Raw genomic sequence first — 15,607 nt, forward strand, 5'->3', positions numbered from 1 at the left:
CAATGAAAAAGATTTTTTCCCTTTTTGTATTAATTATTTCTGTTGCGGCGTTTGCCGGCCCGGTCGTGATCGGTAATGGCGGCAACGCAATTAAGATTGATGACAAATACTACCTCCTGGATCTGGCCGAGCAAGGCATTGCAGAAAATCCACACTTTTCTACGACCAGCAGCCATTTTTTCTATCAGTATTTCCGAACCCGCACAATGGCCTCATCGAACCGCATGCCGATCGACACAGTTGACCTCTTCAGCCTGAAGATGGCTGAGATTGCCGAACTGGATCCTGTCTATGCCGAAGCACTGATGACCGGTTTTGAAAATGTACGCTGGATGTTTATCAAATACCGTTTAAATGATATCCCGGTAGATTCGATTATTGCTGGGCCTTACTACCAAGTGGCGGCGCGCACCAATGATGTGATTTTAATTGATACTTTATTTTGGCAACAGATGAATCTGGCCAATCGCGTGGCTTTGCTCTTGCACGAACTTAACTACCTTGTGATCTACCCAAAGAAAGAGGCTGGTTCTACAAAAATTGCCAAATCTCCGTTAAAAGCGCGCCTGCAAACCGGTTACCTATTTACGGAAAATCTGGCCCACATTGATGCGGTTGAATTTTCTAACCGTATCCGATTTTACTTTCCATCGCGATTTGCTCCCCCATTTGCTCAATTGGCATTTTATCCTTTCGTTTTTAATACAGAAAACGGCAGCCAGCGCATGGCTTTTAACCCGTATATCCGAATCAACGGCAACATCCAGGGACAACGTTTAGCCAAAATTTCTCAAAAAACTTTTATCGATAGTATCTGTGCTGACAAGTCGTTTGAACTAAAAACAGCCGAAATCATCGGGATCGTGGTTAAACAAGATGTCTTTAGCGGCGATAACAACACACAGGATGTAACGACCTACCAAGACACTGAAATTCCTGGCTATTCTTTTAGACGTTTATCAGGTGAAAGCTGCACTATGGCCGCTGAACGCCTGTTTAGTGAGATCAACAAGCAGCTGCCGGGGCTATTTTAGTTATTTACAATTTGGCGCCTGTGGGTCTTTTTTGCAGATATAGGCTTTAAGCTCGTCGAACTCTTTGACTTTTGTTTTTAGTTCTTTGTTTTCGGCTTTAAGGGACGCGATCTCGCGGTCGTGGCGGGCATCTGTATTAACCAAGGCTACGACTTTTACATACAGATCCCTAAAACCATTGATCATCGCAAAAATAATTGCTGATGGGTTAACAGTTAAAAATTCTTTACCGTTTTTGTTTTCAACGCTCACGGCTTCAGGAATAGCTGCCTGTACGTTTTGAGCTGATACCCCGACCCATTCTTTGTCTGAATCAGCACCGGTTGGATTTTCTTTTTTATAGTTGTAACGGATGGTTCCGATTTTCAATAAATCATTTAAACCGCGGTCATAGGTGCCGTGAATATCTTTATATCGTTCATCAGATAAAACCGTAAAGGTCGCGGCCCCGGTATCTGTGTACGCCTGGCCGGTCACACGGAAAGTACCCGCTACATCTAAACTATAAGTTGGATCAGTGCGGCCGATACCCGTAGCACCGGTTAAGGCAAAGTGCATGCGCGGCTGATTGTTGGCATAAACCTGCAATACCCCGTCTGACACCCAGTTAATACCGGTATCGTTATCACCGATGGCTAATGAAATCGAAGGAGTTACCGAACCCCAGCCTGAATTTGAATAAACGTAAGCACGGCCTTCCATAAAGGTGTTACCACCACGGACTTCCAGACGGCTGGTCGGTGCCGAGGTGCCGATACCAACAAGGCCCGTACCGGTAATGCGCATATATTCATTAACCGGAAGTCCGGATCCGGCATAGACAAAACGTAGATTATCTGTGGTATCGTCACCGAAGTAAATCATCCCATCGCGGTCGTTGGTGGTATTGTTGTCATAATCACGATCAATCATGGCCATACCTACCATATCGTTACTGCTTCTCACTGCAACACCCGGAAGAGTAATGCCTACGCTGATTTGCGCACCAGTGTAATTGTCTTCAACAGTTAACTTACCTGCAGGTGTGGCTGTACCGATACCAATATTACCGCCGGCCGCAATACGCATACGCTCAATATTTTGTGTTGATACAATCACCGGCGCCGATGCTGCGGAGGCATGGATATTAATTCCGTTCATAACTCCGCTATTAGCAAACAGATTAAATTGATTAGCTAAGGTCGAATGACTTACTCCACCTAAAAACATACCTGCAGAAAAACTACCATAAGCTGTGCCTGAATTGGTTAACGTGACACCGGCGCGCGCCAGAGCTCCACTAACGTTGGAGTTAGCGACATTAATTGTCGTATCACCATTAAGATCTTCAACCACAGTCAGTTCTTCTGTGGGCGCAGTTGTACCGATACCGACATCACCGTTTGGCGAAATAACCATCCGCTCCAAACCATTAGTTGTCGTCAGCGGATTTAACGCTGTAATCGGCTCGGTGAAAAAACGCAATGATCCATTGGTTGAATCCATATTCCAGGTAACGCCACTTACCCCTTGAGAAGAATCATGAAAGATAATGTTTGTGCTATCTGTCGTTCCGTTATCTAACAATAAGCCGCTGGAACCAGTTCCTGAAATATGCACTAACTTTTCTGGAGTCACTGTACCAAAACCCGTTTTTGCTGCGAAAAAATTCATTGCCGTCGGTGCCTGTTGATAAACCGCATAGTGATTTGAAACCGAGCCGCCACCGGCCGGTGTACTGATAAATAAATCGTACAAGTTTGTAATAGATCCGGTCATGGCCAACGGATTTAGCGATAGTCCAACCAAAGTCGTTGTGCTCGGCGCATTTCCTGGAACAGTGGCCTGGTGCCCGTATTCGTTAAGCATCGAACGCATCAGGGCCACATGGCCTGAATCGTTGTTTGCTGTGTAGCGATTACGTAAAGCCATGTTATAAAAACCGTGGTTAGTGCCAGTTGAAGAAACTCCGGCAGGAATATTAGTAAAATATATATTAACCAGACCGTGATTTGATTTAGTGCTCGAAGACACTAAATCAACCATTGAATACACTCCGGAATTGACCTGATTTCCTGCGGTTTCAGTCCAACGTTTTAGGCTACCGTTATGAAATTCGTTTTGTACACCGGTGTAATCAGTTGGAAAGCCAGTTGTTAAACCAAACATTGTGCCCGATGCCACATGTAAGTTTTTAAGTGGTGCTGAAGTACCGATACCAAGTCGGCTACTTGGATTATCCCAAAAGAAATGATTATTATTCTGCGCCACTGTTCCCGTACTTGAGACAAACAGCACACTGCCGGCTGTCATGCTAGGTAGACGTAACGAACCATCGATTACGGTATTTCCACTGACACTTAGATTACCGCCGGTATTAATATTTCCCGCAACACCCAGGCCCCCTTGCACAACCAGCGCCCCGGTGTTTGATGAAGTCGAGGCTACGGTCGATGACACAATCACCGATCCGGAAGGAACCAACGACATATTGCCTGGTGAAGTCATGGTGGTCGCATTATCAAAAGTTCCAGGTGCTGCAACGGTTGCAATTGCACGGCGCACACTTGTCCCTTCGGTGAGGTAATAATTAAATCCATCATACTCGATAGCGCCAGGTGATGGCGCTGACAATAATGTTCCAGAAGTTAATTTAAGTGAACTGCGCGTGCTTGAGCCCGCAGCTAAATGCATAAGCGCATCTGGGTTTGTCACACCGACCCCCACATTGCCCGAGGTTGTCAGTGAAAATAGCACCGAAGTCCATCCGTAGGCATCATTCATGCGGCTAAACATTAAATTATTGCCGTTATAACTGATACCCAGATTTTTCGAGCCAACTGCGCCACTCGTACTGCGCATAACTAGATATGGCTCAATGGCATTTTCTAAAACTGCCATCGCATTAAAGCCAGTGCCCTTTACATGAAGTTTCTGATCAGCCACGGCAGTACCGATACCGACGTTACCAGAAGAATCAATTCGCAATCTTTCCGTACCACTGGTTCCGACAACAACTGCACCAGTGACTGTTTCATTAAAAATATTAAACTGATTAGATCCGCCGGTCGGAAAACCAACGTAAGCAGATCTTGATGAGGGATTTGCCGTACGGGCGAAATACTGAATATAAGCGTGATCACTACCGCCAGCTTTTAGATTTAAACCACCCGGCCCACCGGTTGTGGTAATATCTCCGGCTACTTCAAGTGGTGATTCTGGCGAAGCCGTGCCAATTCCGACATTGCCTGCGTTGTAGTGAATTGAAGAACCACTCGTTACCCATTGTGAGCTGGTCATCGCATTCACGGTAGAAGTTAGCGCGGTAAAGCTAGTGGCCACCTGCGCTGATAAACTAGATACCGTCGACGAGAGCGTCGTAACACTTACGGCATTGGCTGGCGTAAAACCTAAGGCCGTATTTATCGCCGCAGAAGTTGCTGCCATTTTATTACTAAAACTTGTGTAATCGGCAAACGATAGTAAACCTGCAGTCACTCCCGCCGATGCGGCATACGGAATATTAAAACTATGCTGACCACTTAAGGTTGAAATATTAAAACTAGTGCCGGAATTTCCGACGGCAAATGTTTGTGATCCCGACGCCGACCCGTTTAGATTCGTGATACCAGCTCCGGCCACGCCAAAAGCTGACCATAAAGTGCCGTTACAGTATTCGACCAGGCCTGCGTTGTAACGTAAAGTGCCGGCAAAACTCGCGGCACAGGTCGCAGACTCCATGCTGATACGGATACCACCAGAGACATCGAGCTTAGTCACCGGCGTAGTCGTTCCTAAGCCCATTGCCCCATCAACCAGAAGTTGCAAAGCACCAGATGTCGAGCCGTTATAGAAATAAATTTTTCTCGTAACTCCTGAGCCGACTGAAAATTCAAAACCGGTAGAACTTTGCGGCCACGAATCGATCTTGCTTTGACGGATATGCATCAAAGCATTATTCGTTGGCACCGCAATCGAATTACCAGCACCATTTATAAGTAAACTTCCTGAAACCAGCATCGCATACGACGCTGATGGTGTGGCACTTGTTCCGATCGACACAGGTCCGTTCTGAAAGTAAATTCCCGATGCCGAGTTAGTCCATTGAGAACTGGTGATGGCCGCAAACGACGACGCGACCGAATTGGCTAAGCTTGTCACCGAAGAATTTAAATTAGCCACCGTTGATGACACCGAGTACACCGCACCAGATACAGTTGCAAGCGTTGAATCTGTTGAAGTGAGCGAACCTGAAAGTGCTGTAAAGCTAGCCGGGGCTACCGGCGAATAGCCAAGTGCAGTAATCACTGACGACGATGTAACCACCGTGCCACTGGTGCCGACCGCAACACAGGAAAAACTTACGCCGTTGTATCTGAGTGCTTCATCGGCCGCACACCCACTGCCCGAGTTTAACCCGTTAAGTGTTGCATACTCAACAAACGCCGAATCTGCTTTACCGTTTAACGCACGCGAATTATCCGCGCGGGTTGCAAACATCGCATACGGTACCGCATTTAAGCTCATCGCTGGCAGTGTCTGCCAACCGCCGACACCATCGTTAAACTGCATCACGACTTTTCTAGAGTCGGTCGGATTAGGGTTATAAATACCCATGGTCTGACAGGCAAAGGATGTGATTGAGTTATCAAATGTATTCTGGAAAGTCTGTGCCGTACCACTGCTCGGAAATACACGCGTTCCTGTTCCGAGCGGAAAAGAAATTAAACCGCCGGTATCAGTCATATTGATGGCGGCATAGTCTTCAATATAAAGCACACATGATCCCGATTGATCTAACACGGTAAAACGAAAATTCACACTGGCTGATTGCAAAGGGTAACCGTCGGGTTTAACAATACGCGCCTGATAGGTGGTGCGACCATTGATGGCAAAAGCAAAGACGCTGTTTAGCAGCGCTAAAACAAAGACTAAAATAGCTAAATTCTTGCTGTTAAAAGAACAGTACCGCCAACGTGAGTTCACACGGAATTTATCGGTAAAATCAGCCGTTTACTGAAGCATTCATGTCGCACCAGATCTCATTAAAACAAATTATTGTATCAGCCTGAGATATATTGTTAGGCTTTTAACATGACTATGTTTTTAAACATTATTGTATTGCTGACAGCAGGACTTTGCTACGGCAAACCCCTCGATTCAAAAGTTATCTACAACTCTGATACCCGGGTTGAAATCGATCAAGAATCACCACCCGAACTGATGCAGTTTATCAAACAACGTACACTGGCCATTACCCATAATGCCAACTTATTCTATCAACCCGAAGGTCAAGTTATCATTATGCCCCGCCATTATGGCCGCGCTTTTAAACTATGCCCAGATGAACGATTTTTTGACCAACCCTCGCTGGCCAACTGCTCAGCTGCGGTGATCGGTAAAGATTTACTGTTAACTGCGGGCCATTGTATTTCTGAAAACAATTGCCGCTATATGCGATTTATTGCTGATTTTGTGATGTTGGACGGCGGAAAAAATCCGGTACACACTAAACTTGAAAATATCTATGCATGCAAAAAGATTATCTTTGAAAACGATGACCCTAAAGCTGATATCGCGATCATTCAAATCGACCGCGAATTCGCACATACACCGCTAAAACTTTCTGAAAAGACCTTAAGCCTAAACGATGAAATTCTAGCCGTCGGTTTTCCGAGTGGTCTTCCGATGAAAAGCTCTGGACTTGGTCCGATCCGCTCGGTAAGTGGCACGATGATTAACGCAGAATTAGAAACCTATGGCGGAAACTCTGGATCACCGGTTTTTAAAAAGAACTCAGATGCAATCGAAGGTGTGCTGGTGGCCGGCGAAACCGATTTTGAAGAAGACACCATCAACAAATGTTACCGCAGCAAAATCTGCAACAGTCAATCCTGCAGCGGTGAAGATATTATCTCGGCACAGTTTATTCGCACGATAATACCTCATCAGAGCGATAACAACTAATCTTCATCATCTGTCTCATTACGGCGAACAATCCATGATCCTACACTGCGTGGATCACGTGTTGGTTCTTGGCTCAACGGTTGTTCAGAATTATAGTTAAACCACTGATCCTTAACTCCGCTCTGTTTATCTTTAACCAGATCAACGTTCTTATTCGTAGTAACTTTTTTAGGCGGGCGCCTGTTTAACTTCGGCATTCTTGATCTCCTCAGATTTGGTAGTGTTAAATTAGAAAGCAAAGCCTAAGCCCGGAAATATCGTGTCCCAACCTTTCCTGTTTTCGGGCAAAATTCCCCGCTTACTCGCGTTACAAGCGTTTAAATATGGAGGACAAATTGCTACAGGCCTAGCTTGAACTACATAGAGCAAGGGGGATCAGCGATGCTTAATTCTGTTTACAACTTCGATATTAAAAGCACCCGACTTCCCAAAAAACATCGCACTACAAAATTTACCAAGAATATCGCGCCCGAACTGCGACACATAATTCGCGAATCCGTGGCCTTGTTAGGCGAGGTCATCAAACGCGAAGTAGGTGCTACGGGGTTTAAACAAATCGAGTCCATCCGACTTCAGATGACCTATCTGCGCGAAAAACCTCAGGCTGAAGCCTATAGCAGATTAAAATCCTTAAAGCACGAGCTTGAAAAAAACAATCCTAAACAGCGCTATCAGATAGCGCGTGCATTTACCCTAATGATTCAACTCATGAACGCCGCCGAAAATGCTTATCGCAGCCACCGACTGACTGTGAATAAAAAAAATAAAATTTCAGAAATCCACCCTGAAAGCATAACCTACGTGTTAACAGCTCACCCGACCGAAGCGAGGTCTGCACAAAACATCGCTGTTTTTCAGGAAATCCAGAAAATTCTGATGGATGTTTTAGCTACCAACGAACTAGAACAAAAAATGCAGTTTAAACCTCATCAAAAACAAGACCTGTTTCATTATTTAGAGATTGCCTGGCGCACACCGGTCATGCGTAAACGTCTACCTACAGTTAAAGACGAGGCCGAAACACTGTATGCGCAGCTTTTTCGCGAACATATTCTCACAACTCTTATGAATGCCAATGAACAAAAGATCAATCTGCGAATTCACAGCTGGATTGGCAGCGACAAAGATGGCCACCCGGGAGTAAATGAAAAAACCTTAATACAGAGTCTTACAATTTCACGTATTGAAATTTTAAAACTGATCACCCAAAAGCTCATCGCTACCCGCCCAGCAGTAAAACTGACCGGCGACACTGTGCTGCTTAAACGGATCAATGCACTGCTAAGCACTGCAAAAACACTAAAACGGGTTACTCCTGACGACGTTAAGGCTGTTACCGCCTTCAAAAAAAATCTGACCGGTTTAATCACCACTTATCAAAATAAAATCGGCATCATTCATCCCGAGCTACGTAAGCTTACGCAGCTACTAGAGCTGTTTCCCGGTTTAGTGATTCCTATGGAACTTCGTGAATCATCAGACATCATAATGATGCCGACTAACGGAAAAAAGATTCCGGCCATAGATCGCATGTTAAAGACTGTTGCTAACCTATCGCGTGGCGGTGACCCGCGCTGGTATGTCCGCTCGTTTATCATCAGCATGACAGAATCAGCAACGCATATAAAGATGGCCGCCCTAAAACAGAAGCAATATCTCGGAGAGATCCTGCTCCCGGTCGTGCCGCTGTTTGAAGAAGCCACATCCCTTGCGCTGTCTTCTGAGATTATGGATGCCGCTTTTAAAGATGACCTTTTCAAAACGGCAGTTAGAAAACACTGGGGATCTAAAGTTGAGATCATGGTTGGTTATTCGGACTCAAGCAAAGAAGCCGGTGTTTTTCCCAGTCGTCTGGCGATAGCCGAAGCTCTGCCCCGTTTAGAAAAAACATGCCGTGCCCATCAGTTTGTACCGGTGTTTTTTCATGGCTCCGGCGGAAGTGTTGACCGAGGTGGCGGCACGCTGGAAAATCAAACTGCCTGGTGGCCAAAAGCCGCAGCAAACAATTTCAAAGTAACTATCCAGGGCGAGATGGTTGAACGCTGGCTTGCAACCCCGATGATTGCAGAGCGCCAACTGGAAAAAATCGCCCAGTGTTCAACTGACGTTTTAAAAAAGAAATTTCTCTCTCCAGATAGCTCCGTCTTAAATGACTTTGCTGCAAAAATTACCGAGGCCTACCGCCGTAAGATCACCGACACCGAGTTTTTACAAATCGTCAAATACGCAACTCCCTACGTGATGATGAGATACTTAAAATTAGGATCCCGCCCGGCACGCCGAAGCAAAGAATTAACCGTGAAATCTTTAAGGGCTATTCCGTGGATTTTGTGCTGGATCCAGACTCGGCTGCTGTTTCCGGTGTGGTGGGGCGCAGGCCTGGCCTGGGAACAATCAACAGCTGAGCAAAAAAATGAACTGCTTAAAGCGTATGAAAGCAGTCCGGTTTTTAACTCCTATGTAAAGGCCTTAGATTTTACCTTGGCAAAAGTTGAGCTTGCTGTTTTTAAAACCTATCTAAACGAGAGCACATTACCCAAAGAGCTGATCGAAAAATTTTCGCAGGAAATTGACGAAGAGTATGCCCGCACCGTTCGTTTTTGTAAAAGTGTAACAAGAGCCCAAAAGCTTTTGGATTCAAAACAGTGGCTTCAAGAAAGCGTACAGCTGCGGGCGCCGATGATTCACCCGCTAAATCTTCTACAGAATATCGCCATGAAAAATAAAGAAATCGACTTATTAAGATTAACCGTAACCGGAATTTCGGGCGGCATGATGTCGACAGGCTAAAAAAGTATTTAACGCCATAAAAAATAAATTGCTACTGCTGCTTCATGACTGCGGGATCATGACGAACAAACTTATCGTTAATATACTTTAGCATAAACACTGAGATCGTCACAGTACCGACCAGCACGTAACCTAAAGTATCAAAGTGATCGATAAAGCCATCGGCCTGCTTAACTACGATTAAGCCGGCAACCACCGCCGCAATACCGCCTGAGATCTGTTGCAGACTTGAATTTATCGCCATAAACGAACCACGGTGCGATGGATCCGGTAAGGCCGACATTAACGCCTGCGATGGAATCATGCGCGAAAAAATCCCCACGAACATCACCGTATTTACAATGATCACCGACATTAAGCTGCTTGGCCCCATATTGGTGTAATACACAACCATCACAGCAGACACTATGGCCCCAAGATAAAATGTCCGTAACTTTCCAAACGAGTCACTCATCTTACCAACCAAGGGACCGATAAAGATTGTAGCTATACCGGTGATGAGATAAATCACTGGCAGATCGGCCATGGTCAATTTTAAATTATGCACGGTAAAATCTGTTCCAAATGGCATTAACATATAGCCGCCTAACGACATAAAGGCCGTCGTTACAAAAGCAAACACATACTTTTTATTATTTACGGTCGTGAGCATATGATTTAGCGCACTGTGATCAGGACGTGACAAATTTAAATGTTCATCAATGGGCTTTAAGTAAATAAGAATCACACCACCAACCAACACACTCACGGCGACGATCATAAAAAATGGCGCATGCCATCCCCATTTATTAGAAAGAAATAATCCTGCGGGTAATCCTAAGATCTGACTTGCAGCAAATGCGGTCTGAATATAACCCATGACACGGCCACGTTGAGAAAGTGCGAATAAATCCGCAGCAATCGCCAACACGATCGAACCGATAACTCCGCCGAACAAACCAGTTACGATCCGGGCGGCTACCATATAGTGATAACTTGGTGCTACAGCACAAAAAAGTGTCCCAAGCACAAAGCCGGTGTAGAAAAACAGCAACAATTTTTTTCGGTCATAACGATCAGAAAACCCCGAAGCCAAAAACCCGGAAATCCCCGCACTAAACGCATAAGCAGAAACAACAATTCCAAACTGCGCGGGCGTCATCTTTAAGGCCGGCATCATGAACGCCCCTAATGGCGCCATAATCATAAAATCTAAGATCACAGTAAATTGCAGAAATGCTAAAAGGGCGACAACGAATTTTTGATAACCAGTAAAGGTAACTGCATTTGGTGAATTCATCAGTCTAATATAGACTATTTTATAAACATTCTTAACCAGAATTTAATAGTGTAGCGAAAATGAAAATGAGTAATCTAATTAAATGAAAAAGAATTTGGAGGTGACGGAGGGACTTGAACCCCCGTACAAGCTTTTGCAGAGCCTTGCCTAACCCCTCGGCCACGTCACCACCTGAAGGTAGAAAACAATTTAACTCTAGTTCATCCCCTTTTCAAGCTGCAAAAAGCCCTTTACTGTCCATGATTCGCTCTTTTTTAAGTGCGTTAGCGTAATTTCAGCAGCCTTCTCTTCGATGGCAAAAATTTGAGCAACTTTAACTAGGGCCGACTGCCTACGCCCTGACAACTCAGGGTAAATCTGTTCAAACAAGTCTTGCTTAAGCTGAGGAGTATAATTTTGGCTTAGCTGTCGATAGTTTTCTATCCGTCGCAAAATATCTTCACCCGGCACTGAGCGTTGCGGCCGCTTTAATCGATGAAAATACATTAAGCCAAAACGATCCGCCAGCGGTCCACTTAGGCGTTCGAGATAACTTTTGCATTTCGTCGCCCCGAAGCGACAACCAGAATAATTATACCCAGGTACCCACTTACCACAGGGACAGAAGTTACTGGTCGCAACCACTTGAAAGGCCGGCTTAATCTCTTTAACCCTTCCTGCGCGGGCGATCCGTAAAACTTCACCGGTCATTGGTTCGCGCAAACATTCTAAAATCTGCGAATGAAACTCCAACAACTCATCTAAGAGGAGTACACCGTTTTCAACTTTTTCGATTTCTCCCTCTAACAGCTGTGCCCCACCACCTAAAAAAGCCCCAACGGTCAGCGAATGATGAGGCGCGATCAACGGAAACCAGCTGTCTGAAGTCGGAGGATCATCACTTTCGTAAAAACTAATAAAGCGTTTGGCGAGAAATGATTTACCGGCACCGGCCTGTCCTGCGAGCAAGGTGTGTAAACCACTGGTAGCCATAAGAAAAATCAACTCTGCTTCTTCTTCGGAAAATTTCTGTTTTATACCGATTTCAGGCCGGCGCAACTCGGTTTTAAAATCCTGGCTATGCGAAATCACGACCTCTGAATTTAAATGTGTAAGCCGCGAAAAAACCGGTCGGTCTAACTCCGAAGAGCCTGTCAGGATAAATTCATGCCCGGTATTTTTAAATGCCTTTAAGTCTTCGGGCTCACGCACCCCGCCGTTTAAATCCAATTCACCGTAAATAATATGCTCGCGGGTGTGCTCGCAAAGTTCTTTCTGGCCGGTTAAATGCAGAATTCCAAGTGCTACCGCAAGCTCTAAGCCTCGCGATGATTTTTTTAGAGAACTTGGTCTGATATTTACAATCACCTGCTGCGAGAGCGGAAATTTAAAGCCCGCAGATTTCATGGCAGCTTTAATACGAAAAAAACTTTCTTTAATCACTTTATCCGGAAGCCCCAAAAAATGAATATTCGGAATACCGGGAATAAGTTCGATTTCAACTAAAGCTGGGACCAGACGGTTTTGCTGCTCGATGAGGGTTTTTAAAATCATAAAGCCCAAGCTTTGCAAGGCCTGGGCTTTATGTAGTGTTTCTAGATTTAAGGTAATCCTAAATTGATTACGGATTTCGGATTATTAGATCGCGACATCTTTAAGTTTAGACATCGGATGGTGCTCATCAACCGCTTTCGTTGTCGTAGCCGTTGAAACCGCCGTGTAAACTTGCGTCGTCTGAATACTTGCGTGACCCAATAACATCTGGATCGAACGTAAGTCTGCGCCACCCTCTAATAGAGCTGTCGCACAGCCGTGTCTGAATCTGTGCGGATGTACGGGCTCTTCAAAACCGGCTTTTGCCGACCAGGAAGCTAACCATCTCCACACATCAATTCGCGAAGGACGATGGCCGCGGTCGTTTAATAATAACGACTGGTGACCTGATTCATCGTACGCCAGTAAATGACGGGAATGCTTTAAGTATTTATCTAAAGCTTCGAATAACGTCTCGGTCAAAGGAATCAATCTTTCTTTTTTACCCTTGCCTAAGACTTTCACCCAACGTTCAGTGGCAGAAAAATCTGTCAGGTTTAAAGAGATAAGTTCTGATACACGACAACCTAAGCCGTATAAAAAAAGTAAAGTTAACTGATTACGGTATTTTTTTGCCGGATCTTGCACTTCGCAGGCCGCGAATAGCTTTTCAAATTCCTGAAACGTGATGGCTTTAGGCAAAGAAGATTTAACTTTAGGTGGACGAAGCTCACGTAACTCTTCTGATTTAATGCCGCGTGATTCGCAGAACTTAAAGTAGGTACGTAACGAAGAGATCACCCGCGCCTGTGAGCGCGTTGATAAACCTTCGTCTTTCATGAAATCATAGAACTCGGCTAAGCGTGTGCTTTTTTGCAGAAAAGCTTTGTATAGTTCCAAATCTCTTCTGTAGGCCATCACAGTATTTAGTGAACGCCCTCTTACATGTTGCAAATCATCGAAGAACTCAATCCAAAGAGGTAGTAAATTCATATATATAATTTGAAACGCGATTTACCAATTAAGCAAGCCAAAAGTTTAGGGGTAAAATGAAGAAGGGCGACAGTGTGATGGCTCTTCACAAAGTCGCCCTTTAAATATGGCTATTAACTCAAAATCTTTTACGATCTTAAATCTTAATAAATTACTTTAACTATTCAGCGTGAGGCATTTGTTAGTCGACCAAAATATCGGCGTAACAGCGGTATCCATTGACGTTTTCGATGATTATATTACCAAAGATTCGGCCGATCTGCGGAATTTCCGTCCACAGTCTTCCCATTTGGTCATAGCGTTTTGCAGAAACCTGAGCGATCGGGATTGAAATAATCATGTTCGATGGGCCGTAAGCCTGCAATCTTAAATTCTGCACTATGGCATTTGCCCAGGTACCCGCCTGCAAGGTTGATAGCGTGTACTGTCCCGGCTGAATTAAACAGCCACCTAAATTTGCGCCGATTGAAATCGACATGGTTCCTGTCACCGCCACCGGACCGGCGTAATTAATCACCGGAGAACCGTAGTTTAGGTTGCCATAGTACGGAGTTGCTACGTTTGTTGAACCGACGAAGCTAAGGTTTAATAATGTGGTTTGATTATAATCTTTAGATTCTGATCTGAAGAATTCAGATCCATTAATCACACCGCCGCAGTTTACACAGTTGTGATAAACCGGAAGAGCCGCTGCAGTGTTATTAGTGTTTTTGTTTTCACAGGCAATCACAAATGCTGTTGCGATCGCCAGTGTTGATAGGGTGATTAGTTTGCTCAAAGTTTTCATAAAATCCTCTATTTTTAGGTCTTAAGAGTTTTTATTATTATTGAATGTTAAAAGCCGCTTTTACATCTAGGTTCTGGAAAGTACCAAGGATTTGGTAACCAGCTTCAGCACCTGGGTATAAACCACACTTCGTAGAGATAATGTTTGAACGGCAGTCATAAGGACCTGTGTAGGTATGCCAACAAGCACGGTATGGTGAATGCTGCGCAAATGTTGTCGTAAAGTTTTTAAAGTACACAGTACCTTTATATGGACCAGACAATACCGGTTCAGCATCGTTACCGCCTGAAGAAACTGTTGTCGGTTCTAAAGTAATAGTGATCGCACCGTATTGATCTTCAAAGTAAGCGGTAAATACTAATTTACCGTTATAGTTAAACCAGTAGTTAAACTCTGATTCCAACTTGCCGTTGTCGTACATACCTTTAAAAGATTGGTTTGTACCCATACCGGATTTAAATTCACCGTTGTAGCGTATTCCATTATCTAAGTAAGAGATAGAAACTGTTCCGCCGTAACGGCCTGAGCCTACAGTAGCTAAGTTTACATTAATTTTAAAGTCAGTTGGGTTATTTAACGGATGAGTCGCAACATATTTGTTCATCTGCGCTAAGCTTACAGGTACAAACGTTGCCGTTGAACCACCATTAAATGTCGGTGTTGTTGGTGTTGTGCCCGGAGTTGTCGGAGCGTTTGGATCAATGATGATCGGCGCTGGAACTTGTCCGTTAATTACCGGTAAGGTATTTGTAACTGTATCGCTCGATTTTGAATTCGAACATCCAACAGCAAATAATACTGATGCTGTTAGTAATACGAGTGCATTTGTTTTTAATAATCCTGTTTTCATAAATACCTTCCTTAAAGAGCCATTTTAAATCAGGTGCGTTGTATATTAAGGTATATACAAGCAGCATGCCGAAACCGCCAAAATAGCGTAACTTATTGAAAACAGGTGGCTTTTAGGTGTTTTTAGACTCAGGATGAGACAATGTCCAAAGTAAATAGGTTATGAACTTAAGAAGAAGTGACGTTAAGTGCTGACAGTTGCAAAGAGTTGGATAGGTGGGGGGGGGGGGGGGGGGGCCCCCCCCCCCCCCCCCCCCAATTAACTCCTCTTTTAAGATTATTATTTTTTATTAATATTTTATAATTTTTTTTTTAATAAAAAAAATAAAAAAAAAAAAAAATAAAAAAAAAAAAAAAAAAACACACGACCGCGCCTTTGCTGGCGGCGGTGCGGATAAAATTGCCAAACACAAACAA

The 15,607-nt window shown here is 44.4% G+C and carries 10 protein-coding genes and 1 tRNA gene; 3 read left to right on the forward strand and 8 right to left on the reverse strand.

All coding sequences use genetic code 11. From position 1 onward, the window contains the following. Positions 1-2: 2 nt before the first annotated feature. Entirely contained in the window at positions 3-1,034 is a 1,032-nt protein-coding gene (locus tag AC04MM_RS14575) for a hypothetical protein (protein ID WP_475381114.1), read from the forward strand. Here the strand turns inward: AC04MM_RS14575 and AC04MM_RS14580 are convergent, their stop codons facing one another. After that, positions 1,035-5,999, reverse strand: a complete 4,965-nt coding sequence (locus AC04MM_RS14580) for a tail fiber domain-containing protein (RefSeq protein ID WP_475381115.1) — start codon at positions 5,997-5,999, stop codon at positions 1,035-1,037. A gap of 114 nt (positions 6,000-6,113) precedes the next feature. Here AC04MM_RS14580 and AC04MM_RS14585 point away from each other — a divergent pair, with 114 nt between their 5' ends. Beyond that, the gene (locus AC04MM_RS14585; RefSeq protein ID WP_475381116.1) at positions 6,114-6,980 is read left to right on the forward strand and encodes a trypsin-like serine peptidase; all 867 of its coding nucleotides are present in this window, start codon (positions 6,114-6,116) and stop codon (positions 6,978-6,980) included. Here the strand turns inward: AC04MM_RS14585 and AC04MM_RS14590 are convergent. Beyond that, positions 6,977-7,177: a hypothetical protein gene (locus AC04MM_RS14590; protein WP_475381117.1), complete on the reverse strand. Its 201-nt coding sequence runs from the start codon at positions 7,175-7,177 to the stop codon at positions 6,977-6,979. The two genes, AC04MM_RS14585 and AC04MM_RS14590, sit on opposite strands and share 4 nt — an antisense overlap. Before the next feature lie 184 nt (positions 7,178-7,361). Here AC04MM_RS14590 and AC04MM_RS14595 point away from each other — a divergent pair, with 184 nt between their 5' ends. Then, entirely contained in the window at positions 7,362-9,770 is a 2,409-nt protein-coding gene (locus AC04MM_RS14595; protein WP_475381118.1) for a phosphoenolpyruvate carboxylase, read from the forward strand. A 31-nt stretch (positions 9,771-9,801) separates the two neighbouring features. Here the strand turns inward: AC04MM_RS14595 and AC04MM_RS14600 are convergent, their stop codons facing one another. The 6 genes from AC04MM_RS14600 to AC04MM_RS14625 all read right to left on the reverse strand — a co-directional run bounded on the left by AC04MM_RS14600 (position 9,802) and on the right by AC04MM_RS14625 (position 15,191). Continuing rightward, a complete protein-coding gene (locus AC04MM_RS14600; protein WP_475381119.1) occupies positions 9,802-11,049 on the reverse strand; it encodes an MFS transporter in 1,248 nt (415 codons plus the stop codon). A 95-nt stretch (positions 11,050-11,144) separates the two neighbouring features. Beyond that, a tRNA-Cys gene (locus tag AC04MM_RS14605) sits at positions 11,145-11,218 on the reverse strand. Positions 11,219-11,244: 26 nt separating this feature from the next. Beyond that, complete coding sequence (locus tag AC04MM_RS14610) at positions 11,245-12,582, reverse strand: ATP-binding protein (protein ID WP_475381120.1); 1,338 nt, start codon at positions 12,580-12,582, stop codon at positions 11,245-11,247. Positions 12,583-12,666: 84 nt separating this feature from the next. Further along, positions 12,667-13,554, reverse strand: a complete 888-nt coding sequence (locus AC04MM_RS14615) for a tyrosine-type recombinase/integrase (protein WP_475381121.1) — start codon at positions 13,552-13,554, stop codon at positions 12,667-12,669. 181 nt (positions 13,555-13,735) lie between these two features. Then, a complete protein-coding gene (locus AC04MM_RS14620; RefSeq protein WP_475381122.1) occupies positions 13,736-14,341 on the reverse strand; it encodes a hypothetical protein in 606 nt (201 codons plus the stop codon). A 37-nt stretch (positions 14,342-14,378) separates the two neighbouring features. Next, positions 14,379-15,191, reverse strand: coding sequence for a hypothetical protein (locus AC04MM_RS14625; RefSeq protein ID WP_475381123.1), 813 nt, complete (start codon positions 15,189-15,191; stop codon positions 14,379-14,381). Positions 15,192-15,607 lie beyond the last annotated feature (416 nt).

This window comes from Bdellovibrio sp. SBM16 (genome assembly GCF_056175625.1).